Source organism: Bacillus sp. ISO11 (assembly GCF_003458115.1).
In the GTDB taxonomy this organism is placed as follows: domain Bacteria; phylum Bacillota; class Bacilli; order Bacillales; family Bacillaceae_G; genus Bacillus_A; species Bacillus_A cereus.
Window position 1 is genome coordinate 156085 of record NZ_QXCO01000005.1, and the last position, 25516, is coordinate 181600.

Here is a 25516-nt window from a genome sequence, read left to right on the forward strand (position 1 = left end):
TCTCACGTTGTTACTCTTCGTTGCTTAAACGCCCTTTAATTGCTTCTTTAGCAACTTCACGATCATCAAAATGATGAACTTCTTTACCAATAATTTGATACGTTTCATGACCCTTACCAGCAATAATAATGATATCATCTGCTTTCGCTTTAGTGATTGCATGGTGTATCGCTTCTTTTCTATCAATAATCACTTCATAATTTTTCCCACTTGCACCATGTACCATATCATCTAAAATAGCCGCTGGATCTTCACTTCTTGGATTATCTGATGTGTAAATTGCATGAGTTGCATATTTTGTTGCAACACTTGCCATTATCGGTCTCTTCGTTCGGTCCCTATCGCCGCCACAACCAACGATACAATACACATCACCTTTTGCAAATTGTTTTGCAGTTTTTAATACATTTTCTAAACTATCCGGCGTATGTGCGTAATCAACAATAACTGTATAATTTTGTCCTCCATCAACAACTTCAAAACGCCCTGGAACCCCAGCTAGTTCTTTTATAACAGCAATGATTGTTTCTAATTTCACACCCGAAACAAGTCCTGCTGCTGTTGCTGCAAGTACGTTATATACATTAAATTTACCTATTAATTTCATCGTAACATTTACACTTTCATATGGTGTGACAAGCGTAAATGTAGTCCCGCCACTCGTCATAACGATATTTTTTGCCATAATGTCACTTGTTGTATCAATACCATATGTTACAACTGTTGCTGCAGTACTTCTCATATACTCTTCTGTTACATTATCATCGCTATTCAGCACAGCGTACTTTTCACGATTATGATTATAACTATTGCCAAGCTGTGCAAATAGTAACCCTTTTGCATGTTTATATTCTTCCATCGTTTTATGATAGTCTAAATGATCTTGTGTTAAATTCGTAAACACCGCTACATCGTAATCACATCCGTGTACACGACCAAGATCTAACGCATGTGACGAAACTTCCATTACCGTGCTGTCCACACCTTGTTCAACCATTTTTGAAAACGTCTGTTGAAGTGTTAGTGCATCTGGTGTTGTATTTTTCACCTCAAATGTTTCATCACCGATTTTCATATTAATCGTTCCAATTAGCCCTGTTTTATGACCATGTGCTCGCATAATCTCATCCATAATATGCGATGTTGTTGTCTTTCCATTTGTACCTGTAATTCCGATTAAATGTAACTTGTGTGTCGGTTGACCATAAAAATAATCAGCTAAAACCGCTAACGAACGAAAAGTATTTTTCACAAGTACAACTGGAACGTCAACATCAATTGGTCTTTCCGCAACAATAGCAGCCGCTCCTTGTGCCGCTGCTTGCTTAGCAAAATCATGGCTATCAACCGTATATCCTTTCATACATACAAATAAGCTTCCCTCTTTCACTTTACGTGAATCAGCTTCTATAGATGTGATTTCTGGATTTTCTTTTGGAACAACTGGAAAATCATGCAAACATGATACAAGTGTATGCAACTTCATTTCACTAAACCCTCTCTACATTGTTTATTTATCTTTTTTCAGTAAGCAACACATTACCTCCTATATAAGGAGGTAAGTGCTACTGACCTATTTATGAATGAGACACTTACTGTCTCAAATTAAGTAACTGTTCTATAAAGAACTCACTTCCACCAATTGTACCATAAAACGTACTATGTTACCTTTAATTCCCGAAGTAAATTCTAATTTTTGAGCCTTCTTTTACTTTAGCTCCCGCTTCTGGTGATTGTTTAATTACTTTCTCTCCATCTCCACTTATATCAAGCTTCAAATCGACGAGTTGTGTTTGTAAGTCTTTCTTTTTCATTCCAATTAAATTCGGAACTTCCACAGTTGGTGTATCGCCCCATTTATATTCTTTCTCAACTTGTTCTTTTCTCGGTTTCACTCCCATAACAGGAAGCGCATCTCGAAGGATATTCCCGACAATCGGAGCTGCTACCACTCCACCAAACTGTGTAACCCCTTTTGGATTATCAACAGCTACATACACAACAATCTCTGGATCATCCGCTGGAGCAAATCCGATAAAAGATACTATATAATTATTCTCTAAATATTTACCATCCTTCACCTTTTGAGCAGTACCCGTTTTTCCACCTACGCGATATCCATCAATATAAGCACCTTTACCAGAACCTTTCGCTACAACATTCTCTAATGCATAACGAACTTTTTCTGAAGTTTCCTTGGAAATAACTTTTCTTTTCTCAACAGGTGTCTTTTTACTAACAACTTGATTATTTTTCGGATCAATAAACTCCTTAGCTATATACGGCTGATACAATGTTCCACCATTTACAGCCGCCGCTACAGCTGCTACTTGTTGAATCGGCGTAACAGAAACTCCTTGGCCGAATGAAGTTGTTGCTTGCTCTACTGGACCAACTTTATCTAAATTAAATAAAATCCCACTGCCTTCACCTTGCAAGTCAATTCCAGTCTTCTGCCCAAAACCAAAATTACGAATGTATTTAAATAATCGGTCTTTACCAAGGCGATCACCAAGTTCAATAAATCCCGGGTTACATGAGTTTTGAACGACTTCTAAAAACGTTTGACTGCCATGACCTCCTGCTTTCCAGCATTTCAATCTAGCTCCACCTACTTCAGCTGCTCCATCATCATAAAACGTATCCTTCTCTAAGTCTACTAAATTTTCATTCAATGCTGCAGCTAATGTAATGATCTTAAATGTTGAACCAGGCTCATACGTACTCCATACAGGTAGATTTCTGTTATACACTTCTGGAGAGACACTTTGAAAATCCGCTGGGTCAAAACTCGGTCGACTAGACATCCCTAAAACTTCACCATTTTTAGGGTTCATTGCAATCGCAATCATACCGTCAGGATTATAAGTTGACTCCGCAATATTCATTTCTCTTTCCATAATCCTTGTAATACGCGCATCGATTGTTAATCCTAAATTTAAACCGGCTTCTGGCTTTTTGAAATCATCACCAACATTAGGCATCCTTTGTCCTTTCGCATCTGCAAAAAAACGCACATGACCTTTGTCCCCATTTAGCTCTTTATCATAATATTTTTCTAGTCCCATAAGACCTTGGTTATCGCTACCTGCAAAACCTAATACATGTGATAAAAAGTTTCCAAATGGATAGTACCGGATAGAATCCTCTGCGATATACACGCCCTTCAGACTTAATCCTCGTACTTCTTTCGCTTTGTCATGTGATATTTTCCTTCCGCCTTTATCTAACCTTACAATCGATTCTTTTTTTGTAATCCTTTTATAAATCTCATCTTTTTCCACACCTAATACTGCAGCTAACTTCTCTGCAGTCTCCGCTGGTTTTTCAATTTGCCTCGGTACAACAAAGACAGTTGGAGCACTTTTATTCGTGGCAAGTTCCACACCATTTCGGTCTAAAATTTTCCCACGTTCGGGTTCGAAAGTAATATTACGACTCCATGAATCTTTCGCACGATCCGTTAACATATTCCCAAGAAAAAATTGCACATATCCAAGACGAATATCGATAATCGTGAAAATAAGTATACCTGATATAAGTATAAAAATAAGTCGTTTTCTAACTGTTACATTTGATACACGCATATTGGAACAAGCCTCCCTTACGCCTAGCTTGTTCCAATATATGCTTGTACTTATTTAATTAGAACTTATTCTCTTTTACCATTACGGCTTTTCTGCTTCTTGCTGTGGTTCGAGTGGCGGTACGAGTGTGACACCTAATTCTGTACCAGGTTGTAATAATGTTCCTTCCGCCACACTTTGTTCTGTTACGTATCCTGTACCAGAAGGTTTCAAGTTAAGCTGTAATGTCTTCGCTAAATTCATAACATCACGCAGTGCCCATCCTTGTATATTTGGCATTGTAGGCTTATCTCCTACCAAGAAGACTCGGTCGCCTTTTAATGTTTGTTCAGTCGCTTTTGGTACTTGTTGCTGTACTTTCCCTTCACCTAGCACGATTGGACGAAGTTTTGCTTTATCAATCGCTTTCCCCGCTTCAGCCATCGTTTTACCATTTACATCCGGAACAGTAGTTTGTTGTTCTTTCAGATGTTTTTTCGGATCTTTAACTTCATTTGGCTTAATCTTTAAATACTCTAAACTATTTTTTGTTACATATTTAAAAATATCAGCTAACGGTTGTGCACCGTTCTCATCATCTTTTAATTTAGGCTGTTTAACAGCTACATACACAACAAGTTGTGGATCGTCCATTGGTGCCATACCTAAGAATGAGAATATATAATTCTGTCTCCCTGTCATATAGCCGCCTTTTCCATCCGGAATTTGCGCTGTACCTGTTTTACCACCAACTGAATATCCATCAATTTTATAAGCTGTCCCTGTACCTTTCGGAGATGTAACAACACGTTCTAATAATTGTCTTACTTGCGCTGCTGTTTCCTTTGTAACAGGTTTTCCTACTTCTTCTGGCTTATGTTCTAATTTTACTTTGTCTGTTATCGGATCTACAATTTTATCAATTGCATAAGGTTTCATCATTTTCCCATCATTTGCAATGGCCGTTGCAGCTTGTACAAGCTGAATTGGTGTTACAGTGGAACCTTGTCCAAAAGCTGTTGTCACTTGTTGTATTTGCTGATCAAATAAAATTGTATTCGATCCTTCACCTGATAAATCAATGTTCGTTTTTTCATCTAATCCAAAACTATGAATATATTTTCGGAAACGTTCTGGACCAAGTTTTTGATCTCCTAAAATTGCAAACGCTACGTTTGAAGAACGCTCTACCCCTTCATCAAACGTGATAGAGCCCCAACCAGCACCACCGTTATGATCTTTTATTTTCCTATTTCCGACTTGATATGTCCCGGACTGATAATAATCTTGGCCTTTGTACACACCTTCATTAATAGCTGCCGCTAACGTGAAAATTTTCATTGTTGATCCAGGTTCAAATGCATTGGCAATTGCGTCATTATAAAAGTATTTATTATTCTCTATGTTCGGATCATAACTAGGTTTACTAGACATTGCTAATATTTTCCCCGTTTTCGGATCCGCCACAATTCCAATTAAACTTTCCGGCTCATAATGTTGACTCGCCGATTTCATCGCGTCTTCTAAATAACTTTGAATACGTTGATCCATTGTCAAATATACATTATCTCCATTTTTAGGTGCCTTCACATTCACTTTCCCACCGTCAAGAGATACCCCCCTACGATCACCTGTATAAGCTACCTCTCCATTTGAAGCTCCTAAATATTTATCCAAACTTTTTTCTAATCCAAATTGACCTACTGCAATTCCATCTTCATTCGGTTTCGCATGCCCTATAACATAAGATGCGAAATCACCATTTGGATAAACTCTCGCATTTTCCGTAATAAAAGAAACCCCTGGCAATTTCAATGCTTCTATTTGTTCTTTCTTTTCTTTCGTCAAGCCCTTACCTATCTTCCCAAATTCCACTTGACTTTTATCTTTATTTAACGTCGCTAAAATATCCTCTTCGCCTTTTCCAAGTACTCCTGCAATTTTCTTTGCAGTATCTTCTTTATTCTCAACTGAGTTAGCACCTTTTAGTGCAGCTACCATTTTGTAAGAGTTTGCGTCTTGCGCTAACACATGACCGTTTTGATCATAAATGGTTCCTCGGTTCGCTTCAAGAACTCCTTTTTTACTATGCTTTTGTTTAGCAAGTGCATCTAAATCCTGATTATGAACTGTTCCTGTTGATTGTATGTAAAAAAATCGGGCTAATAACAGCAAAAAGAGCAGGAGGAAAAATATCATAAAATAACCTGCTCCCTTATTGGTATGAAATTTAGTCATATTCTTCTTCATCGTTCCTTCACACCTATTGCCTTATTTGAGGCCTTTCACATTATTCGCATTAATTTCTAGCCCGTGTTTTTTTGCAACTTCAGCGATTCGTTCATAGCGACTTAACTTCTCTACTTCAGCTTGTAATTCTTGATTTTCTTTTTGCTGCTGTACAATTTTTTCTTCTATCGTCGCTGCTTCTACATTAACTTGATAAAGGCCTGCTTTATTTCCAATAAACGCGACACAGGCATACAATAAAAAGCCAATAAACGCTACATACAACAGTTTTTCGATTCTTGTAATTTTCGCTTTAACCTTCGGCTTAGCCATCTGCTGTGGGGGCGTTTGAATTTGCACCTCTTCTTGCGCTTGTTGTTTGTACTTTACAGCTAAATTAGTCATACCTCTCTCTCCCTTTTATCGTTTTTCAGCGATTCTCAACTTCGCAGAACGCGCACGATTATTTTCTTCTAGCTCTATATCAGAAGGTAAAATCGGTTTTCTTGTAATAAGCTTTAATTTCGGCTTAAATTCATCAGGAATAATCGGTAATCCTGGCGGCAATTGTGGCGTTGTACTATTTCGCTTAAACGTTGTTTTACAAATACGATCTTCTAATGAATGGAATGTTATAACACTAACTCTTCCACCTGGCTTAACCATCTCAATAGCAGATTCCAATGCTTCTTCAAATACTTTTAATTCATCATTTACAGCTATACGAATTGCCTGAAACACTCGCTTAGCAGGATGCCCACCCGTTCTACGAGCTGGAGCCGGAATACCTTCTTTAATTAGCTCTACTAATTCTCCTGTCGTTTCAATAGCTTTATTCTCACGATAAGCTTCAATTTTTCTTGCAATTTGTTTTGAAAATTTCTCTTCACCGTATTGGAAGAAAATCCTTACAAGTTGTTCATATGACCAGCTATTTACAACATCATACGCTGTTAATGGGGCATCTTGATCCATCCGCATATCTAGCGGTGCATCATGATGATAACTAAAGCCTCGTTCTGGTGTATCTAATTGTGGGGATGAAACACCTAAATCAAATAAAATACCATCTACTTCTGTTATACCTATTTCCTGCAGTTTTTCAGCTAAATAACGGAAGTTACTCTTTACTGTTATAAACTGTTCACCGTATGAAGAGAACTTTTCTTTCGCGTTTTGAATCGCTATCTCATCTTGATCAAACGCTATTAATTTTCCACCTTCAGTTAATTGGGATAATAAATAAGAACTATGTCCTCCTCCCCCCAGTGTACAATCTACATATGTACCATCTGGCTTTATATCTAAGCCGTCTACTGTTTCCTTTAAAAGCACTGTTACGTGTTTAAACATTGTTGCACCTACTCTTTTTCCAATTAATTATGTTGAATGTATCCCTTCCTCTAAACACATATTTCACGCTTAGAGAATGAAATAATACGAAAGAACGACTCATTTAACTTACCAACAAAGGCAACATACTATACAAATCGCTATTTTCTTTTATTATATACTAAATTTTATCATCTTTTGCGGGAATTTAAATAAAAAACTGTCGAAAAAGCGAATAATACGTTTACATTTTGTGCTATTTTGTCATATATTTAAGTATCCAACACAATTGCCATATCTAACATTTTTTGATTGATAATTCAGAAAAAAATCACTTCACAGTAAATTCAACGGAATAAAAATAAAATCCTGCTCCAAAGAGCAAGATTTTATAGTTTTATAACATGATGTTTTCCGTCCCAAGAAAAAGGGTTTTCCATTACACGATCAACGAAATCCAAACCAAACTGATTTAAATAATAACATACATTCCACACACGTTCTTGCGGCGCACCTAATGGACGAAGTGCGAATTGTATACGGCGGAATTTATTTAGCTGAACCTCATACTTTTTCTCAACATTTCTTTTCAACATTCTTTCCAACAGTTCAATTTGTTCATTAATTTTCAATTCGTTTTTCCCTGCAAACGCACCTAACCCTGGCTCTATTTTCTTTACAAATTGCTGTAAAGATGTATGAATATCGGCAATTTCTTTTTTCGCCTTTTCAAAATGATCATCAATCGGTTCCTCTATTTGATTAGACAACCAGTTTTCACGCAGTTTATCGACATCATTTAAAAACGGATCAATTTCTCTCAATTGCAGATCGAATAAATCTGTCGCTATATCTCTCTCCACATAAGTAATTGTAAGACGAGGAACGACAGGTGGCATTTGAAAACCGACAGTATGGAATACTTGTTGTAATTCACTCCAATAAGCTAATTCCCCTGGACCTCCAATAAATGCGAGCGTAGGAAATACATACTCTTGCATAAGAGGACGTGTTACAACATTATTACTAAAACGTGCCGGATTTCTCTCCATCTCTTCAATCAACTCTTCGTATGAAAAGGAATGCGCCCCATCCTTTCCAACAAACTTACCTTGATGCTCTTCAAGCAATACTCGTTCATTATCTATTTCCATGAATATATGCACTGCATGAGACTTCGTTTCAATAATCGGTTTGTATCCTAGTTCTTTAATTACTTCCTGCTGATTACGAAGGCCCTCTTGTACCTCTTTATACTTACTTATAATTCGCTTGAAAAATGGAATTTCTAACTTTCTTAATTCAGGATGATGTGAATCAACAAGGATTAAACCAGAATTAGCAAAGATTTTCGTAATAAGATGAGCAAAGAAATCTACATACGTATTCGATTTTTTCAAAGCATCATCAACAAATTTTAATACATCTTTTGTAAAATTTGTTTCTGGGTATGTTTTAAAAATCTCTTCAATCCAATTTCTACAATCTTCAACAGAAAGTTCAGACTCAGAAGCACTTGCCTTTTTCGGATTACGGTCATAAAAAATAGTTTTTTTCATCTTTTTATTTTTCGCTACAAAAGTATGATTAATCTCATCCATATCATGGTCTTCACCCGCAATCCAGAAGACAGGGACAACTTTAACTCCTAAACTTTCTTCCTTTTCCTTTGCAAGCTGTAAAATTGAAATAACTTTATGAATTGTATAAAGCGGTCCAGTTAATAACCCCGCTTGTTGTCCAGCTATAACAACATATGTATTTTCATCTCCAAGCGCTTTTACATTTTGAAGTGTAGATTCTCCCGCTTGTAATTTTGTATTATATTCTAATAAATGCGCTACTAAATCTTGGCGGAAAAACTCCCTTTCACGCAAATCATGTAAACGTTGTTTAAAAGCATCTTCTGTTAACATATAATCAAAACATGACTGTATCTCTTTTTTACCGTTCATATAGTCCGCTACAATACCTTGTTGCGGAACAGAGATTTCTTTTATCTCCATATAATTCTTCCTTTCGTATCCAGTTCTCTCACCAATCCACATTGTAGTCAATGTTTCACGTAAAAGCAAAGAATAACACTTATACTCTTGTTTCTAAACCTTTTATTGCATCGAACAAAAATTGAAGTGTCGGAACTGGTCGTTGCTGTTTCTTAGCTTCTTCTAATACATATCCAACAATCGCATTAATTTCCGTCTTTCTACTCGCTCTTACATCCGCTAGCATAGAAGATGTATTACGAGACGTTCCTTCACACACATTTCGTACCATTTGCCATACCATTTCTTTTTCTCCTCTAATAAGAAATGCTGCCTCCTGAAACACTTGCTCCATCATTTGATAAAAAAAACGATTCGTGATTAATTCACCATTCTTAACTCCCAATAGTGCTGTCAACGGATTGATACATACATTTACTACTAATTTTTTATGCATAATCTCTTCCCAATCCGTTTCTATTTGAACTGGAAAATAAGCAACAGGAAAATAATTGAATATTTTTTTAAAATGTATAGATTGACCACAAACCACTCCAAATTTTGTTACCCCTATCCCAGTATGATGAACGATATGCCCTCCCTCTTTTTTCGCACCATGTTCTACAATACCAACAGCTATATTTTTACTCCCTATGTTCAGCATCTTTTGAAGATGCGACATTCCGTTTTGCAAAAAGATTAATGATGATGCCCCTTCCACAAACGGTAGTACGTCATCTATATGATATTGCTTCACAGCAATAAATATATAATCTAAATTTTGCGCTACCATACTTTCTATCGGTAAAACAGATGGATATACTGTTTCACATCTTCCATCTCTAATACAAGTTACACCTGTTTCATTTAATTCTTCAGCTTGCTTAGCTGTTCTTGTAAACAACGTAACATCTTGGTTATTTTTTTGTAAATAAAATGTATACAATAGACCAATAGCACCTGGTCCGACAATTCCAATTTTCATTTTCACACAAGGAATTCACACTAAGTGCCCTTGCCTTCCCCCCTTTATATCTTTTTAAAGCACCTGAGCACGCCCTATAATTCCGCTGTCCTCTGCCCAACAAATATACTCTCATTTTTCACTATGTATGTACCACCTATTAATACGCTTCTACTCTTAGTTTAGCAAATCCTCAAAAAAATAAAAAAAGAAATATACTATCTTCTTCATAAAAATAAAAAAATGAGTTATACTATTATTATAAATATTTTTACTTTTCTGCATTCAACGAGACAAGAAAAGGATGTGATGTAATGGGATTCCCAAAAGTTGAGCGCTTGCTCATCAATTATAAAACGTTAGATGAATTCAAAAAATTTAAAGGGTGCGGAGCCCAGGAACTATCTATGCTGGAAGAATTACAAGCAAACATTATTGAAAACGACAGTGAATCTCCATTTTACGGTATTTATTATGGCGGATCACTAATCGCACGTATGAGTCTATATATGAAAAGAAACGGCGGAGAACCATTCGAAATTACAGGTCCCTACCTAGAACTTTATAAACTTGAAGTATTACCAACTTTTCAAAAACAAGGATTCGGACAAATGCTTGTAAATCATGCGAAACAAATGCAATTTCCTATTAAAACGATAGCACGTATTCATTCAGCTGGTTTTTGGGATAAATTAAATTTCAACCCCGTATCAGTAACTGATGGAGATTTTTATATTTGGCATCCAGAAGCAAATTTGAATGCGGTTACAAACGAAGAATCGGCTTAAGAAATAAAAAAACAGCTGTATAACAGCTGTTTTTTTATTTCTTAAGCTTCTCTAACTTCTCATTCGAGCGAGCATTGTTTCTTTCCGCTACCATTACACTTCTTTTTTGATCGATATAATCAAGTAGTGTTCTATACTCTTCTTCATATACTGATAATCGCTCCAGAAGACGCTCTCTTTCTGTTTGTAATGATTCAACTTGTTGTTGCAACACCGTTAAAGAGTTTTCATCTTTATAATTTTGCAAGAAATCAATAACATCATTCAACGTAATTGACGTAGGTTCTAACACCTTTGTCTCTTTCACTTCATAATTTTCTACTTTACGAAGTTGCTTTGCTTCCTCAATACGTTCTTTATATTGCTTTCTTACGTAAGAATTCCATCTAAACCCACATGCTGCTGGTGTACGAGATAAATTTTTCCCCACTTCCTTAAAGGCAGAAAGTTGTGTTCCACCTTCTCGAATATGCCGGAGTACTACTTCTGCCAGAAGCAAATCTTCATCATCAGTCCAAGCATCTTGTCTTGTTGTCGCCATCTCTCTAGTCCTCCCTATGCATTTTTTATTAAGCATATGCAGTTACTAGAAAAGATAGAATACAACAACTAAAGATTAAGACAAAAAAAATAAACGCAGAAGATATCTTCTGCGTTTATTTTCCCGCAATTACTTGCTGATTACTTCTTTACCTTTGTAAGTACCGCATGCTTTACATACACGGTGAGCTAATTTCGCTTCACCACAGCTTGGGCACTCTACCATACCAGGTACTGATAATTTGAAATGCGTACGACGCTTTCTTTTTACTGTTTTAGAAGTTCTTCTAAAAGGTACAGCCATTCTTCCCACCTCCTTAAAAGAAATAGTTATTTTCATATGAAGGCCTGAACCAGTCTTCCGATTATTTGTCAAAAAACTTTGCAAGTCCTGCCAATCTTGGATCAACAGTCTTTTCTTTGTCTTCTTCCGAAATCACTTGCCAGTCTTGACCTTGCGTCGGTGCTCCACCAGAAACATCATCACTGAAAATTTGCATTGGAATCTCCAAAAGTATATTTTCCTTGATTACGGGCAGTAAGTCAAGTACTTCTCCTTCTAAAGAATGAATTTCAGCTTCAGTTTCAAATTCTTCTTGTGAAGTTTGGAACACCTCAGTTGTTTTAATGTCAAATGGTAATGTCACATCTACTAAAGAGCGAGAACATGGTAAAACCATGCTTCCAGTTATATGTAGATGAAACGTAAACTTACCGGAGCCAAAATCAACTCTTCCCGTTACATGAACAGGATTAATTTCACGAATATCTTTCTCGACCTCTTTTAGCTCACTTACATCTACCATCTCATCCAATGTCAATCCTTTATTTCTCAATTTATTCAATTGATGGATGGACCATTTCATATCATATCACCTCAAGGCAACAAACAAAATTATAGCTAGCCATTTTATATTTGTCAATGTTTTTTCTTTACACTATAATGAAGTCATCATAGTAAATAATATATAGAGTATCACGTTTTTCAAAAAGATGCTACATCGAAAGGAGAGATTACCATAAAAGCTGGTGGTATTGTTGTTGAATATAACCCTTTTCATAACGGTCATCTTTATCATGTGCAACAGACAAAAAAGTTAACACAATCTGATATAATAATTGCCGTTATGAGTGGTCCTTTTTTACAGCGTGGTGAGCCCGCACTCATTTCCAAATGGTATCGCACTAAAATGGCCTTAGCAAACGGCGTAGACCTTGTTGTAGAGCTTCCATACATCTTTGCAACACAAAAGGCTGAAACCTTCGCAAATGGTGCTATTTCCATTTTAAATGCCCTACGTGTTTCTGAAATTTGTTTCGGTAGTGAGGATGGACAAATCGAAAATTTTTATAATACCATCTCCGTACAAAAAAACGAAGAAGAGACTTTTAACTACCTTGTAAAACAATTCATGGACGCTGGTAATAGTTATGCAAAAGCAACATCGGATGCTTTCTCACACATTTTAACATCTGAAAAAAACATAGATATGTCACAACCAAATAATATTTTAGGCTTCCAATATATGAAAGCAATTCTGTCACAAAATAGCTCTATACAAGCTCAAACTATAAAAAGATTTGCCTCTCATTATCATGATGAAACATTTAATGACCAACATATTGCAAGCGCGACAAGCATCCGAAAACAACTCTTTAGCGAAGAAGGATCATTTACAACAATTGAACCTTTTCTCCCACAGGCAACCACTTCGCTTTTAGCAAATTACAAACAAAATTACGGGATATTACATAATTGGGAACAATACTTTTCATTTTTTAAATATAGACTCATGACGATGTCTCCAGGGGACTTACGACATATATATGAAATAGAAGAAGGTTTAGAGCATCGTATTTTATCAAAAATACAAAACAGTTCCTCCTTCTATTCATTCATGGAAGCATTAAAAACAAAACGTTATACATGGACTAGATTACAAAGAGCTTGTACACACATTTTAACAAACACAACAAAAGAGGAAATACGTAGCGCAAATATAGAACAACACGCACCATATATTCGCCTGCTAGGTATGTCACAAAAAGGACAAACTTACCTTTCAAAAAACAAGAAAAAAATCGAACTTCCAATCCTTACTCATACAAAAACATTCGACCATGCCGCTTTAGATATAGAGAAAAAAGCAAACTCTGTATATTTCTCCATCATGCACGAACCGTTACGCACACAACTATTAAAACAGGATATAACACACCATCCTGTTCGCTATGATGAAACAACTACAAAATTCCTATAAAAAAACCTCTCTATTTCAGAGAGGTTTTTTCCTTATCCATCTTTTCTAAATATGTTAACGCATCATCCAGCGTATCTACTGGTACAATTTTCATTTTTGTTTTAATATCCTTTGCAGTCTCAAGTGCATCTTTATAGTTCGATTTCTCCGCACCTTTTTCATTTGGCGCAAAGAACACTTCAGCCCCGGCATCGCTAGCAGCCACCACTTTTTGATTTATACCACCAATTGGGCCCACTTCTCCTTTTTCATTAATTGTACCTGTTCCAGCTATTTCATGTCCTTTCGTTAAGTCTTCTTCCACAAGTTGATTATATATTTCTAATGTGAACATTAAACCTGCGGATGGTCCACCAATTTCATGAGAATTAATTTTCACTTTCGGATCGACCACTAATTCTCTTTCCGTAACGATAGAAACACCTATGCCGACACGCCCATTCCCATTAGGAATCGTCTTTACATTTAAATTCTCTTTCAATTGTTTTCCATTTCTCATGTACTCAATACTTACAGCATCGTTTTCTTTTTTCCCTGTCATATATTCAATAAATTGCTCCGTCTTTTCAAATGTTTTTCCGTCAACAGCTATAATAACATCACCAAGCTTAAGCTTTCCTTCTGACGGCATTCCTTTTGCCACACCAGCAACTAATACACCTTTATTTTCAAAAGATACTGAGCGATTTGCACGTTTATATGCATTATAAATTGCTGCATTTTGCGAATCTTTCATCGCATAATTTTGGCGAAATTGATATTCTTCATCACTCTCACCTTTTTGCAATATTTCTTCCGCTTTCGAAATATGTGTATATTTATTAAACTGTGCCGCTATTAAATTCACCACATTTGCTGGTCCCATTGAAACCGTAACAAGCATAAAATCACCAGATTCTTTCGTTCCACCCTCAACTTGAACATAAGGCTCTAATTTGGCAGCCATTCCTGGTTTTGTTATATAATACGGTAAACGTACGTAAACAAGTAACATCGCCAATATAACCCCTATTAAGATTGCATATATAAACCGAAAACGCTTAAACATTATGTTTCTCCTTCCACTGCTCAATTAATAAATAAATATTTGAAACATGTTTTTCTGCTTCTACTTCTCCAACTCGAATAATGTCTTCAATGTTTGTAAAAGCACGTGAACTAAATTGCTCTACAGCTGGTCGCATCATTAAATCCGATGCAATTTGCCGATTCATTACAAGCTCATGCTGCATAATTTCAATACTTTGCATGATTACGTCATAAATGGACGTAACATCGCCATTCACCTTAATTGGAGATACATCAACAGCGATAACAATATCGGCCCCTAACTCTTTCACAACCGATACTGGGATGCGATCAATGACTCCACCATCCACTAATAATCTTCCATCTATTTTTTCTGGTACAAACACTCCAGGAACAGATATGCTAGCCCTCACCGCATCTGCAACTGGCCCACTTGTAAAAACCACTTTTTCCCCCTTCAATATGTCAGTAGCCACAACAGCCGTCGGGATATCTAACTCTTCTAAATTTTTATTATATGTAAACATTTTAATCATATCTTTGACACGTTTTCCAGCAATAAATCCCATTTTCGGTACCGTGAAATCTAAATAATACTTCCGCTTAAAAACAGATGCCAATTTATACAATCTTTCAACGTTACTACTTGCCGCATAAAACGTACCTATTAGCGCCCCCATACTACTTCCTGCAATCATGTGAATAGGGATACCAGCTTCCCTTAAAACCTTTATTACACCAATATGAGCAAACCCTTTGGCTCCTCCAGACCCAAGTGCTAAACCAATCTTTGGTTCTTTCATTTTTCTCACCCTTTAATTTTTTTCATTCCTTTTTCATACTTATGGTCTAAATTCACTACGTATCCACGTATACTGAAATGAACGTTTTTTGGGACAAAGGGGGATTTACTTACATGTATGAAAAATGGAAAACCGCTTTCCTTACCATATCAACGCTATTTTTAACCTTTTCTCTTGTACTCCACCCCCAAGCCGCTTTGCAAGCTTCTATTCGCGGGTTAAATATATGGTGGGAAGTTGTATTCCCTTCACTACTACCGTTTTTCATCATTGCGGAACTTCTAATTAGTATCGGTGTTGTAAAATTTATTGGCGTTATATTAGAACCACTCATGCGCCCACTTTTTCGCGTTCCAGGGATAGGCGGATTTGTTTGGGCGATGGGAATGGCTTCTGGTTTCCCTGCAGGCGCCAAATTAAGCGCTAGACTACGAAAAAGCAATCTTTTAACTCAGATTGAAGCAGAGCGCCTCGTTTCTTTCACAAATTCTTCTAATCCACTTTTTATTTTCGGTGCTGTGTCTATCGGTTTTTTTAATAATCCGAAATTAGGAATTATATTAGCCGCTGCCCATTATTTCAGTAACTTTGCTGTCGGATTAATTATGCGTTTTTACGGCGATAATACCGCTTACAAAAATAATACACACACTACAAAAAAACGTCGCTTTCAAAACCCTTTTTTAATTCTTCACGAGACACGCTTACAAGAAAAAAGACCAATTGGTAAATTACTTGGGGATGCCATTGTTTCTTCTATTCAAACATTACTTATGATTGGCGGATTTATTATTTTATTCTCTGTGTTAAATAAAATGATTACTGTATTCCACATTACAGCAGCTCTTTCTTTTATTATGCAACATATTTTATCATTCTTCCAACTAAGTACAGATTTTAGTATACCTATATTATCAGGTATTTTCGAAATGACACTCGGAAGCCAAATGATTAGTCAAATAAATGAAACACCGCTCTTACAACAAGCTATGGTAACAAGCTTCATTTTAGCATTTAGCGGTCTTTCTATTCAGGCACAAGTTGCTAGCATATTAGCTGAAACAGATATCCGATTTAAACCCTATTTTTTCGCACGAATTATTCAAAGTATTCTTGCCCCTATTTTTACATTTGTATTTTGGACACCATTTTATGAGAAAGTGAGTTCTTTCTCACCTATGCCAAAAGATATTCCTGTATTTTTATCCGAGCATCCTTCTATACTACATGAAATTTGGACATCTTTTATACATTATGGACCAATTTTTACATTATTTTGTCTATACTTATATGTTATTTTATTATTTTTGCGCACGTATAAAGAAAAACCCCGTTCACTTTAACGGGGTTTGAAACTTTTCTTTTAAAGCACGCTCTACAATAGGAGGTACAAGATCCACTACACTTCCTCCATACCTCGCAACTTCTTTTACAATACTCGAGCTTAAAAATGAATATTGGTTGTTTGTCATAATAAAAAATGTTTCAATATTTTCATCTAATTTTCGATTCATAGAAGTAATTTGCATCTCATATTCAAAATCAGAAACTGCTCGTAAACCACGTAATATTGCATTTGCATTACGCATTTTTGCATACTCTACTAATAGCCCACTATGCGAATCTACCTTTACATTCGGGATATCCTTTGTCGCTTCTCGAATTAGTTCTAATCGCTCTTCAACTGAAAAGAATGGTTTTTTTGATGAATTGTTTAAAACGACTACGTACACCTCATCAAATACTTTTGCTCCCCTTTTAATAATATCCAGATGCCCAAGGGTAATTGGATCAAAACTTCCTGAAGAAATAGCTATACTTGTCATTCTGTCCCCTCACCTTCATACTTATAAATCGATATTGCAGTAATCCCATAATTCTCAGCTCGTACTTTTACAAGCCTTCCTATTGAATTAGGTAAAACTACATCATTACCATGCTCTGCCATAATTAATCCATCACTATGTAGCAATCCATGTTGATCCATTACACTAATTAAAGATACAATTTTTTGCTCTTTATATGGAGGATCTATTAATATAAGATCGAATGACATTTCACGTTTTATTAACGCCTTTACTGCACGTTCAGCATCATTTCGATATACTTCAGCTTGTTCCTGTACTCTACAACTTTCTAAATTTTGATGAATTACTTTTATCGCTTTACTATCCCGATCAACAAAAATTGCTTTATCGATCCCTCTGCTCAAAGCCTCAATTCCAAGACCACCACTACCACCAAATAAATCAAGGGCGATACCACCATCAAAATAAGGACCTATCATATTAAAAATAGATTCTTTTACTTTATCTGTCGTTGGACGTGTTGTATTACCAGGAACCGCTTTAAGTGGGTGTCCTTTACATTTTCCTGAAACTACTCTCATCTGTTGTCACTACCTTTATTTCAATCTATCGAGCGATTATAGAAAGCCATTCCCACTTCGGTAACCGTTAACAAACCACATTCACCTAACTATAGAAAAACTCGGCCTCAAATAACCTCTCGTTATTTTTATGTATTCATCTCATCATTCACTAATATGAACCCAATATGTATATTAGTTCCACTTTATCTTTTTTATCCTATCACAAAATAAAAAAAAGAAAAATAAAAAGCCCAACATAAAATTTAATTTCATTATGTATATCTTCATTTAGATTGGACATAAATAATTATAACAACATCACCTTCGATGTTGTTGCCAACCGCGGAGAAGACTTACGTTTCCCCATAAGTTCTTCCTCCGGTTTCTCCTCTCCCTTTGCCTTCTTACTAGTACATGCTAGTATAAGAAGGGCCCTGCTATGCAGGGTTTTTTTTCTTTGTGTGCTTTTCATTTAAAAAGTGAAATGGTACAGTAAAAGAAAGAGGAGGAAAAGATATGATTCAACGCTTTATAGAACTTGGAGAAGGCTACTCTGATTTATATGAATTACTTGAAATTGCCAAAACAAATCAAGAACGTATAGCACATATGTTACAATTTGAAACGATAAAAAACGATAAAAAAGTGTGTTCGCTTGTTGTAATATTAAAACCAACTACTACTGGTGATTTCCAACCATTATACATATGTCGTGAAGGCATTCCTGTATTTGAAAATAAAAAAAGTAAACGTGTCATTTTATTTGAAGAAATGGCAGAACAACTCGGGAAAAAAGTGGCTACCTTTACTGTAAAACCATCTACAACTTTCCCAGAAAAAGAACTATTTTTTAATCATTTAATTGGTATTTTACGAATGAACAATTTCATTCCTCCGATGAAATAACACGTTATTTCAAGTGAAAAATCCCCCGCTAAATTTAGCAGGGGATTTTTTCTATTAGCTATAATCGTATTCTTTTGCTCGATCAGGACGGGAATTTTCAAATTCCGTTTTTAAATACGGGCGATACGACTGTTCTATCTTTTTCACAAAAGGAAGTTTGTTCAACTTATGCATCATATGCTCAATTTGTTCCATATCACAATATACTACAGCATATTTTAATCGTTTTGATATGTAATGTATGTTACCATATTTCCTTAAAATCTTGGCATGTTTCAATGAATGTAAATAAACAATCATACTTTGTCGTTGCCCGAACATAATCTTCTCCATCTTCTCCTTTTAAAAACATATATTTTATATTCTATGAAAACCAATCAGAAATTTATAACATTACAGGACAAACTCTGTATACGTTTTCTTCCAACTTCTAAAAAACGGGGTACATCACCCCGTTTTTTTACAACCACAACCTCCGCCAGTACCACAACCTCCACCACAGCCACCAGCATCAAAGAATGGATTTCCTGTTGGCACTTTAATGGAAGAAGACACTTCCGAACCGATTGCTACACTAACTTCGTCTAATAACTTCTGCAAAGCAGTTTCTGCTCTTTTAAAAGCTGCAACCTTATCATGTAAGTCCACAGAACGCTTTAATTCTCTCATTTTCATCGACACGGTAGTATAGTCAGGATGGTATTTTCCAAAACGCTGTACTTCCTCATACCGTTCTTTCATCGCTGTAAATTGCTGAATTAGCGTCTGAAGTTCCATATCTTCATGTAATTCTCTATAATACTTACGATAATCTTCTGCTATATCTGAACAGATAATCGCTTTTGCAAGCTGCTCTGCCTTATCTAATATTAATACGCTTTCTAGCGTCGCTACAATCATGAGAGACACCTCCGAGTATCCATCATACCACATTTAGATTAGAACTACTAATTGAAGTGACTTACTCAAAAGAAAGATATAACGTAACTATTTTTACACTATATCCGTACACACTTATACATTAATATGTTCCGCTATATTATATTTAAGAACATCCCATTTTCCACTATTTTGTTTCACATAACTAATACACGCATTTTTTAATGGTGTCTTAAATGTAATTTCATCTGGTTCAATGGCATGTAAAATCGCTTTTATCGCGTGTGAGTGAGCAACAATAATAATACGTTTGCCAAAATGAGTTGTCGCAACATCTTCTAAAGCAGCAAAGCAACGAGCTACAATCTCTTCATCTCGCTCCATACCTTCTACTTTACCCTCAGCAATCAACTCTCTAACAGCCGCAACCGGCTTCCCTGAAGCTTCTCCAAAATTCCGTTCAACAAATCGCTCATCTAATAAAATCGATTGTAATCCAACTGCCGTTGCGATTTCATTAGCCGTTTCTTGCGCTCTAATTAACGGGCTACTTATAATGATATCCCACGTTTCTTCTTGTAAAGCAGCTGCACTTTGACTCGCTTGCTTCTTACCAACTTCATTAAGCGGAATATCTTCTCGCCCCTGAATAATTTCTTGAAAATTCCAATCAGTTTGTCCATGTCGTACTAAACAAATTTCCGTCATGCTGCAACTCCTTTTTAAATAATCAACTTCTATTGTAACAAAAGTTCTGCATGACGGACATATTTTTCACTTCCAATTAGGTTGCGTTTTGTTGCTTCATATACTGAAACATATCAATCATGATCGAAGCAACGGCCAATTGATTTTGAAACTTTTCCACTTTATCTGGTATCGTTTTTTTGAAATGTTGCATCGCCGCTAACTCAAAAGCCTCTTTTTCTTCAGGATTTCGTGTTAATTTTCTATACCAGTACGGTTGCTCTCTAATATAACGAGATAAATCCTCATCAGCCTTTATAAACTCCATAATTTCTGCTCTCATCATCTTTCCCCCTAATCCTTTTGAAAGAAAAACGGGTTATTTTCTGAAGTACTTTGCTCTTGCTGCGTACGGTTACCTTGAAATTGCTGAATAACTTGTTGCACGCTCCCAATTGCACTCGTCACATTGGCTAAATGGTTCTGCATTTGTTCCACGTCCAACTTTTTAAAAAAAGAAAGCATTTGCCCCATCACATCAGCAGTTTTTTCCTCTTCAGTTCGATTATCTTTTTCTTTTTTATTTTCTTTTACCGAAGAAAAAGCAGGCGCTCCATCCGGTCTATAAGTTGCCCATATTGGATCTTCTTCACCAAGTAAGTACCATTCTTCATAAAATTGTTGCCATGTTTTATGACCACTTCTAACCTCATGAACCATTTTAGGGTGATGGTTTACAAATTCTTTAAACTGTTGAACCGATGGATGTAACGGTCCTTTTGTTGTTGGCATAATCCTCACCTCTCCATGTATATCTACTATATAGTAAGAAAAAAAAGGCGCATGGTTCGCCTATTTTTAGACGATTCATGCACCTTTTTTTCTGCTATTTGCATACGGTCAGATTCCCACCTACAATTCAGTGAATACGAAGTAACTAATTAGGTGATGTAACACCCCACCGCTTACAGTTTCGCTTTATTTTCGAATAAAGTTTTGTGTATAAAATTTATCGTATACACCAACACCTAATCCTGTAAATTGTTCATTTAATAAATTCTTTCTATGCCCCTCACTATTTAACCAACCTTGCACTGCCGCAATTCCATCACTATGTTGCGCCGCTATGTTCTCACCAGCAAGTTGAAATCCTACTTTCCCGCGCTGCAAACGATCTCCTAGTGTACCTAATGTAGGTGAGTCATGAGAAAAATAATTATTGTCTTTCATATCTTTACTGTGACCAACAGCAACATCTGCTGTTTCCTGATCCCATGTTAATAATGGTAATTTATGACGACTTCGAATGATATTTGTTAAATCAAAAATTTGTTGCATATTCCCATTTTCTACTTGTTTTATTTTTTCTGGAGTCAATGGTTGTTCTGCTATTAATTCACCTGAATAAACGAGCTGATACGGTCTTTGGCGTAATAAAGTTTCATCATCCATATAACGAACACCAACAAGCTCATGTGTAAATTGATCAAAATACAATTGCGCCCATCCATCTTCTACAGGTATTAACGGTTGTTCCATGACTTCGGTATCAGATAGCTCAAATTGATAACTATTTTTCCCTCTTTTTAATGAAATTTCATGCGAAAGCGGACTTTTTTTATATACTTCTTCATATTTTTCATTTATATAATAAGGTGGAACCTTAACTTGTTCACCAGCTGCGTATGCCGTTACAACTTTACGTTCAGAAACTCCAAATTGAACGTACTGAGTTAAATCCTGGTTGTATACCCACCATTCATATCCGTATGCAGATGGCTCTATTCGAGAGGGTTCTCCCCACTTCGCTAATAGGTTTTCAGAGTCTTCACCAATCATATTTAAAACAGTGTCTGAGGAGTCTTCCTTAATTTGCTTTTTCTTTTTCACAATTTTATTTTCTTGCTTTGATTGAGATGGGGTTAATATATATTGTGAAACGAGTAATTTCCCGTATAAATCAACAGCTAAAATTAAAAATGTAATCATTACGATACGCAATAATTTCTTCAAACGATATACCTCCTGAACAAAACATAAAATTGAGATATACACAAATCCTTTTCTTTCTTTTTGTGTGTACCGTACTCTTTTCACTATATCATATTTTTGTGAAAAAAGTCTGGATTATCCCTTTTCTCTCAATATGAATTGCACTTTCTTATTATTCATACTATTATAAAAATAATGGTGTAACATTAAAAAAGGAGGTATTATATGCAATTTACAAATACGAAATTTAATGGAGCCGTCGTTGAATTAACTCTTTTAACTGAAATCATGGAAAACAACCACTTCGTACTTGCCGGACAGTGGGATTATGAACGAGTTACATACGATTATAAATTTGAAATATTAAAGGATGTTTATTATTTACGAGTGCAAGGAGTTGCTGTTGAAGGTGACATTGGCAGTAGACACGCTGAAGTAAAACTACTCCCCCCCTTATTAGGAAAACATTATTATCCTCACGGCGTTGAATATGGTGATGATGAGACTTTCCCAACGAATGTACTTCAAAAAAGCGAACAACTCCTACAAAATGTCGAAAAAGAGTTAAAAGAATTTCAAATTATTGATTAACAAAAACAAGCGCATCAATATGATGCGCTTGTTTCATTTCCCTTCCCTAAGAATGAATCGTTTTTTTTACTGGATATCCATAAATAGATCCATCTTTTACTTTAATCTCATCTTCCCAAGGGACCTTATATTTACCTTCAGCTAAATCTTTTACAAACGTATATGGATTTTCTTTCACCCCACCAGGAGTTGCTACATATCCTCTTGAACCTAGATTATATATATTATTTTCCAATCCCCATCCTAATCTAGCCTGATCTGCTAGTTCTGGATATACTTCAGCAGTAACAATCTCCCAAGGATTTCGATGACCCTGTACTAAAGTAGTCCCATCAAAATTACATACTTGTCCTTCACCAAAGTAATAAAATACACCATCATAACCCGCTAAGTTTACCGACAATGTATACATTAAATTTTGCCATGCATTTGAACGATTCGTTAGCATCCATTGTTCACTAACTTGTGTACTATATCCAGAAATACGAATTAAGACATTTGCACCTTTATAGGCCGCTTCACGAGCTACTTCAGGGAACATGCCATCATGACAAATACAAACAGCTAATTTACTTCCTCCAGGTCCATCACAAACAGGTAAGCCTAAATCTCCAGCTTTCCAAGGCTCGACTGGCACCCAAGGATTTAGCTTACGATACTTCAAAATCATTTCACCTTGTGGATCAATAATAACTGCTGTATTATACGGCTCTCCACCATCAGGATTTTTCTCCATTATTGAAAAAACACCATATACTTTAGATTCTTTACATGCCTCAGCAAATAAGTCTGTTTCTGGCCCAGGCACTGTGCATAAAAATTCTTCTGTAGTCCATTTTTTTGTATTGAGCCCTTGTGTACTATATTCAGGAAATACTATCAATTCTAAACCAGGGTAACCTGATTTGGTCGAATGAATTGTTTTTATGATTTGTTGAATTTGTTTATCAATGTCTGTACGCGATTCTACTACTGGTACTGGATATTGAATTAGTGCTGTCAAAAAACCACTAATCGGCTTTACCATACTTCCACTACTACCCATTTAAACTCCCCCTTAAAATAGTTCGTGTTTATTAAAGATAACAATATATATTTGTAACTCTCTAAAAAACTTGCACTACATATGGAATTATTACGCATGAAAGCTAGTAGTAAATTTTATCTCCACTTTTAGTACACGCCTACACTAACTTAACATAAAAAGTTAGAAAATTCAATCTTTTTAAGGTAACTAAAAAAGAAAAAGCGCATGGAATCCCATACACTTTTTTACTTAATCTGTAAATACGGCGGCAATTGTTGCAACTGCTCCTTATCCTTTTCACGTTCTCTACGTGCCCATCTAAAGAATACATAACCTATAATTGTACCGTACACTATTTCCTGGACAATTTTCATTATGATACCACCAGTTTGCTGATCTTGTACGACTGGCATCCAGTGCAAAAATTCTGGTCCCGTTATATTTAAATCTGATAAAGTGCCCGCTGGTACACATAGTTCCATCGCTTTCATCCAAGCAGCCGGATCCGTATACGTTGCAAATAACGGGGCTGTCGCAAAAATGATTAACGCACATGCAGGCGTTAATAATATGCCGTTAGCAAACATATAACCAAGTTTCTTTATATCACTTAACGTTTGATATTCTGGTAATGGATTTAACATCGGCCACCACATCATGATTGCTGTAAAAAACAATATAGCGAGACAAATAGGATGAGCTATTTGACTTTGTTTTACTGTATCAAAAACAACTGGTAAATGATAAAAAGAAAACAGGCCGTTAAATACAAACAACGCAATAAGTGGTTTAGCAAATGCCTTTAATATAATTTGAACGAACTTAAAAGAAGTAATGTAACGATATAACCAAATTGGTATACCAAGCAACAGTAACGGTGGAACTGCAATATACATGACTGCCATTTCAAACATATGAGCACTAAATATAATATGGCCAATTAAATCAATAGGCCCTCCCTTTACAAAATACAAAAGAACAATACCAGTCGTAAAATAAAAAATTTGCTTCTTACTTACCTTCGTCGCATTTTCAAATCGCATTCTATATGGTCCAATAATTAAGAAGTACCCAATAAGAATCGAAAGCATAAATAATAAAAAGATTGGACTCCATAAAGCCTGAAAACCAAATATCCACAAGTTACTCATTTTCACACCTGCCTTCGTAAGGTTATCTCATAATATGAAGAGGGAGCTGTGACAACACAAGCTCCCTTATTTTTCACTTTTCAAATCCACACGATTGTCATAAAAGCTAAAATTGTAATTAACCCTATTAGCAGACCAGAGTAAAGAAAGAAACTTGCTGCTTCATGTCCTTTATGACTCATATGCATAAAATAATACAATTGAAAAATTACTTGTACCACTGCTAATAGTAAAATAAACGGTACAGAGAAAATCGGACTAAAAGTTTTTGGATACGCCACTGCTACAAATGCAACTAATGTTAAAAAAATCATTAATGCAAACGTAATAACTTGATGCCTCATTTCCTCCGCACTTTTTCTCTTCCGATAAACAAGATCAACTTTAGGATTATTCGTTTGCTTTATCGCCATTG

28 protein-coding genes are annotated in these 25516 nt (G+C 35.8%); 5 read left to right on the forward strand and 23 right to left on the reverse strand.

What is annotated here, in order from left to right:
* Positions 1-10 precede the first annotated feature (10 nt).
* From murE to panE, 7 genes are all read right to left on the reverse strand, one after another.
* Positions 11-1486, reverse strand: coding sequence for a UDP-N-acetylmuramoyl-L-alanyl-D-glutamate--2,6-diaminopimelate ligase (gene murE / locus D1166_RS07290; protein ID WP_000766316.1), 1476 nt, complete (start codon positions 1484-1486; stop codon positions 11-13).
* 184 nt (positions 1487-1670) lie between these two features.
* Entirely contained in the window at positions 1671-3587 is a 1917-nt protein-coding gene (locus D1166_RS07295; protein ID WP_001266237.1) for a stage V sporulation protein D, read from the reverse strand.
* An 81-nt stretch (positions 3588-3668) separates the two neighbouring features.
* Positions 3669-5816, reverse strand: a complete 2148-nt coding sequence (locus tag D1166_RS07300; RefSeq protein ID WP_000739961.1) for a penicillin-binding protein — start codon at positions 5814-5816, stop codon at positions 3669-3671.
* A 21-nt stretch (positions 5817-5837) separates the two neighbouring features.
* Positions 5838-6200, reverse strand: a complete 363-nt coding sequence (gene ftsL / locus D1166_RS07305) for a cell division protein FtsL (protein WP_000182804.1) — start codon at positions 6198-6200, stop codon at positions 5838-5840.
* Positions 6201-6215: 15 nt separating this feature from the next.
* Complete coding sequence (gene rsmH / locus D1166_RS07310; protein WP_000472508.1) at positions 6216-7148, reverse strand: 16S rRNA (cytosine(1402)-N(4))-methyltransferase RsmH; 933 nt, start codon at positions 7146-7148, stop codon at positions 6216-6218.
* 368 nt (positions 7149-7516) lie between these two features.
* On the reverse strand, positions 7517-9133 hold the full coding sequence (gene bshC, locus D1166_RS07315) for a bacillithiol biosynthesis cysteine-adding enzyme BshC (RefSeq protein WP_000403027.1): 1617 nt from the start codon (positions 9131-9133) through the stop codon (positions 7517-7519).
* A 79-nt stretch (positions 9134-9212) separates the two neighbouring features.
* Positions 9213-10097: a 2-dehydropantoate 2-reductase gene (gene panE / locus D1166_RS07320; RefSeq protein WP_002101275.1), complete on the reverse strand. Its 885-nt coding sequence runs from the start codon at positions 10095-10097 to the stop codon at positions 9213-9215.
* Between the two features lie 293 nt (positions 10098-10390).
* On the opposite strand from panE, the gene D1166_RS07325 reads away from it, so the two are divergent.
* Complete coding sequence (locus tag D1166_RS07325; protein ID WP_000506692.1) at positions 10391-10864, forward strand: N-acetyltransferase; 474 nt, start codon at positions 10391-10393, stop codon at positions 10862-10864.
* A 34-nt stretch (positions 10865-10898) separates the two neighbouring features.
* On the opposite strand, the gene D1166_RS07330 is transcribed toward D1166_RS07325, so the two are convergent.
* The 3 genes from D1166_RS07330 to D1166_RS07340 all read right to left on the reverse strand — a co-directional run bounded on the left by D1166_RS07330 (position 10899) and on the right by D1166_RS07340 (position 12270).
* Positions 10899-11405 carry an RsfA family transcriptional regulator gene (locus D1166_RS07330; RefSeq protein ID WP_000246468.1) on the reverse strand — a complete coding sequence of 169 codons (507 nt, stop codon included), beginning with the start codon at positions 11403-11405 and terminating at the stop codon, positions 10899-10901.
* Between the two features lie 129 nt (positions 11406-11534).
* Positions 11535-11708: a 50S ribosomal protein L32 gene (gene rpmF / locus D1166_RS07335; protein WP_001984764.1), complete on the reverse strand. Its 174-nt coding sequence runs from the start codon at positions 11706-11708 to the stop codon at positions 11535-11537.
* Between the two features lie 61 nt (positions 11709-11769).
* Positions 11770-12270 (reverse strand): YceD family protein, encoded by a 501-nt coding sequence (locus tag D1166_RS07340; RefSeq protein ID WP_000872149.1) that lies wholly within the window; start codon positions 12268-12270, stop codon positions 11770-11772.
* A gap of 213 nt (positions 12271-12483) precedes the next feature.
* Between D1166_RS07340 and D1166_RS07345 the strand changes: the two genes are divergently transcribed.
* Positions 12484-13665 (forward strand): nucleotidyltransferase, encoded by a 1182-nt coding sequence (locus D1166_RS07345; protein WP_002103536.1) that lies wholly within the window; start codon positions 12484-12486, stop codon positions 13663-13665.
* Positions 13666-13675: 10 nt separating this feature from the next.
* Here D1166_RS07345 and D1166_RS07350 read toward each other — a convergent pair whose 3' ends face one another.
* Together D1166_RS07350 and D1166_RS07355 are read right to left on the reverse strand one after the other, a co-directional pair.
* Entirely contained in the window at positions 13676-14713 is a 1038-nt protein-coding gene (locus D1166_RS07350; RefSeq protein WP_000476280.1) for a SepM family pheromone-processing serine protease, read from the reverse strand.
* The gene (locus tag D1166_RS07355) at positions 14706-15497 is read right to left on the reverse strand and encodes a patatin-like phospholipase family protein (RefSeq protein ID WP_000662590.1); all 792 of its coding nucleotides are present in this window, start codon (positions 15495-15497) and stop codon (positions 14706-14708) included. Before D1166_RS07355 ends, D1166_RS07350 begins: the two co-directional genes overlap by 8 nt.
* A gap of 113 nt (positions 15498-15610) precedes the next feature.
* Here D1166_RS07355 and ylbJ point away from each other — a divergent pair, with 113 nt between their 5' ends.
* On the forward strand, positions 15611-16840 hold the full coding sequence (ylbJ, locus tag D1166_RS07360; RefSeq protein ID WP_000273083.1) for a sporulation integral membrane protein YlbJ: 1230 nt from the start codon (positions 15611-15613) through the stop codon (positions 16838-16840).
* Here the strand turns inward: ylbJ and coaD are convergent.
* Both coaD and rsmD read right to left on the reverse strand, forming a co-directional pair.
* On the reverse strand, positions 16832-17323 hold the full coding sequence (coaD, locus tag D1166_RS07365) for a pantetheine-phosphate adenylyltransferase (RefSeq protein ID WP_000200601.1): 492 nt from the start codon (positions 17321-17323) through the stop codon (positions 16832-16834). The genes ylbJ and coaD overlap by 9 nt on opposite strands.
* On the reverse strand, positions 17320-17886 hold the full coding sequence (rsmD, locus tag D1166_RS07370; RefSeq protein WP_001266979.1) for a 16S rRNA (guanine(966)-N(2))-methyltransferase RsmD: 567 nt from the start codon (positions 17884-17886) through the stop codon (positions 17320-17322). Before rsmD ends, coaD begins: the two co-directional genes overlap by 4 nt.
* Positions 17887-18384: 498 nt before the next feature.
* Here rsmD and D1166_RS07375 point away from each other — a divergent pair, with 498 nt between their 5' ends.
* Entirely contained in the window at positions 18385-18774 is a 390-nt protein-coding gene (locus D1166_RS07375) for a DUF7147 family protein (protein ID WP_097856056.1), read from the forward strand.
* 54 nt (positions 18775-18828) lie between these two features.
* Here the strand turns inward: D1166_RS07375 and D1166_RS07380 are convergent, their stop codons facing one another.
* From D1166_RS07380 to D1166_RS07405, 6 genes are all read right to left on the reverse strand, one after another.
* Positions 18829-19095, reverse strand: a complete 267-nt coding sequence (locus D1166_RS07380) for a YlbG family protein (protein WP_002082261.1) — start codon at positions 19093-19095, stop codon at positions 18829-18831.
* Between the two features lie 126 nt (positions 19096-19221).
* A complete protein-coding gene (locus tag D1166_RS07385) occupies positions 19222-19674 on the reverse strand; it encodes a YlbF/YmcA family competence regulator (protein WP_000634366.1) in 453 nt (150 codons plus the stop codon).
* A 114-nt stretch (positions 19675-19788) separates the two neighbouring features.
* Positions 19789-20361: a histidine phosphatase family protein gene (locus tag D1166_RS07390; protein WP_000134947.1), complete on the reverse strand. Its 573-nt coding sequence runs from the start codon at positions 20359-20361 to the stop codon at positions 19789-19791.
* A 76-nt stretch (positions 20362-20437) separates the two neighbouring features.
* Positions 20438-20683, reverse strand: coding sequence for a YlbE-like family protein (locus D1166_RS07395; RefSeq protein ID WP_001200990.1), 246 nt, complete (start codon positions 20681-20683; stop codon positions 20438-20440).
* An 11-nt stretch (positions 20684-20694) separates the two neighbouring features.
* Positions 20695-21132: a YlbD family protein gene (locus tag D1166_RS07400; RefSeq protein WP_001143346.1), complete on the reverse strand. Its 438-nt coding sequence runs from the start codon at positions 21130-21132 to the stop codon at positions 20695-20697.
* Positions 21133-21318: 186 nt separating this feature from the next.
* Positions 21319-22353: a CAP domain-containing protein gene (locus tag D1166_RS07405; protein WP_000735378.1), complete on the reverse strand. Its 1035-nt coding sequence runs from the start codon at positions 22351-22353 to the stop codon at positions 21319-21321.
* A gap of 204 nt (positions 22354-22557) precedes the next feature.
* Here D1166_RS07405 and D1166_RS07410 point away from each other — a divergent pair, with 204 nt between their 5' ends.
* Positions 22558-22923 (forward strand): YugN family protein, encoded by a 366-nt coding sequence (locus tag D1166_RS07410; protein ID WP_001160947.1) that lies wholly within the window; start codon positions 22558-22560, stop codon positions 22921-22923.
* Between the two features lie 46 nt (positions 22924-22969).
* Here the strand turns inward: D1166_RS07410 and D1166_RS07415 are convergent, their stop codons facing one another.
* The 3 genes from D1166_RS07415 to ctaF all read right to left on the reverse strand — a co-directional run bounded on the left by D1166_RS07415 (position 22970) and on the right by ctaF (position 25514).
* Positions 22970-23968, reverse strand: coding sequence for a formamidase (locus tag D1166_RS07415; protein ID WP_000535813.1), 999 nt, complete (start codon positions 23966-23968; stop codon positions 22970-22972).
* Between the two features lie 227 nt (positions 23969-24195).
* Positions 24196-25101 (reverse strand): cytochrome c oxidase assembly factor CtaG, encoded by a 906-nt coding sequence (gene ctaG / locus D1166_RS07420; protein ID WP_000069022.1) that lies wholly within the window; start codon positions 25099-25101, stop codon positions 24196-24198.
* An 80-nt stretch (positions 25102-25181) separates the two neighbouring features.
* A complete protein-coding gene (ctaF, locus tag D1166_RS07425; RefSeq protein ID WP_000985706.1) occupies positions 25182-25514 on the reverse strand; it encodes a cytochrome c oxidase subunit IVB in 333 nt (110 codons plus the stop codon).
* Between the last annotated feature and the right edge of the window lie 2 nt (positions 25515-25516).

Coding starts and splice junctions, on each gene's coding strand:
- murE (WP_000766316.1), bottom strand. CDS start 1,486: ATGAAGTTGCATACACTTGTATCATGTTTGCATGATTTTCCAGTTGTT.
- D1166_RS07295 (WP_001266237.1), bottom strand. CDS start 3,587: ATGCGTGTATCAAATGTAACAGTTAGAAAACGACTTATTTTTATACTT.
- D1166_RS07300 (WP_000739961.1), bottom strand. CDS start 5,816: ATGAAGAAGAATATGACTAAATTTCATACCAATAAGGGAGCAGGTTAT.
- ftsL (WP_000182804.1), bottom strand. CDS start 6,200: ATGACTAATTTAGCTGTAAAGTACAAACAACAAGCGCAAGAAGAGGTG.
- rsmH (WP_000472508.1), bottom strand. CDS start 7,148: ATGTTTAAACACGTAACAGTGCTTTTAAAGGAAACAGTAGACGGCTTA.
- bshC (WP_000403027.1), bottom strand. CDS start 9,133: ATGGAGATAAAAGAAATCTCTGTTCCGCAACAAGGTATTGTAGCGGAC.
- panE (WP_002101275.1), bottom strand. CDS start 10,097: ATGAAAATTGGAATTGTCGGACCAGGTGCTATTGGTCTATTGTATACA.
- D1166_RS07325 (WP_000506692.1), top strand. CDS start 10,391: ATGGGATTCCCAAAAGTTGAGCGCTTGCTCATCAATTATAAAACGTTA.
- D1166_RS07330 (WP_000246468.1), bottom strand. CDS start 11,405: ATGGCGACAACAAGACAAGATGCTTGGACTGATGATGAAGATTTGCTT.
- rpmF (WP_001984764.1), bottom strand. CDS start 11,708: ATGGCTGTACCTTTTAGAAGAACTTCTAAAACAGTAAAAAGAAAGCGT.
- D1166_RS07340 (WP_000872149.1), bottom strand. CDS start 12,270: ATGAAATGGTCCATCCATCAATTGAATAAATTGAGAAATAAAGGATTG.
- D1166_RS07350 (WP_000476280.1), bottom strand. CDS start 14,713: ATGTTTAAGCGTTTTCGGTTTATATATGCAATCTTAATAGGGGTTATA.
- D1166_RS07355 (WP_000662590.1), bottom strand. CDS start 15,497: ATGAAAGAACCAAAGATTGGTTTAGCACTTGGGTCTGGAGGAGCCAAA.
- ylbJ (WP_000273083.1), top strand. CDS start 15,611: ATGTATGAAAAATGGAAAACCGCTTTCCTTACCATATCAACGCTATTT.
- coaD (WP_000200601.1), bottom strand. CDS start 17,323: ATGACAAGTATAGCTATTTCTTCAGGAAGTTTTGATCCAATTACCCTT.
- rsmD (WP_001266979.1), bottom strand. CDS start 17,886: ATGAGAGTAGTTTCAGGAAAATGTAAAGGACACCCACTTAAAGCGGTT.
- D1166_RS07375 (WP_097856056.1), top strand. CDS start 18,385: ATGATTCAACGCTTTATAGAACTTGGAGAAGGCTACTCTGATTTATAT.
- D1166_RS07380 (WP_002082261.1), bottom strand. CDS start 19,095: ATGTTCGGGCAACGACAAAGTATGATTGTTTATTTACATTCATTGAAA.
- D1166_RS07385 (WP_000634366.1), bottom strand. CDS start 19,674: ATGATTGTAGCGACGCTAGAAAGCGTATTAATATTAGATAAGGCAGAG.
- D1166_RS07390 (WP_000134947.1), bottom strand. CDS start 20,361: ATGACGGAAATTTGTTTAGTACGACATGGACAAACTGATTGGAATTTT.
- D1166_RS07395 (WP_001200990.1), bottom strand. CDS start 20,683: ATGAGAGCAGAAATTATGGAGTTTATAAAGGCTGATGAGGATTTATCT.
- D1166_RS07400 (WP_001143346.1), bottom strand. CDS start 21,132: ATGCCAACAACAAAAGGACCGTTACATCCATCGGTTCAACAGTTTAAA.
- D1166_RS07410 (WP_001160947.1), top strand. CDS start 22,558: ATGCAATTTACAAATACGAAATTTAATGGAGCCGTCGTTGAATTAACT.
- D1166_RS07415 (WP_000535813.1), bottom strand. CDS start 23,968: ATGGGTAGTAGTGGAAGTATGGTAAAGCCGATTAGTGGTTTTTTGACA.
- ctaG (WP_000069022.1), bottom strand. CDS start 25,101: ATGAGTAACTTGTGGATATTTGGTTTTCAGGCTTTATGGAGTCCAATC.
- ctaF (WP_000985706.1), bottom strand. CDS start 25,514: ATGGCGATAAAGCAAACGAATAATCCTAAAGTTGATCTTGTTTATCGG.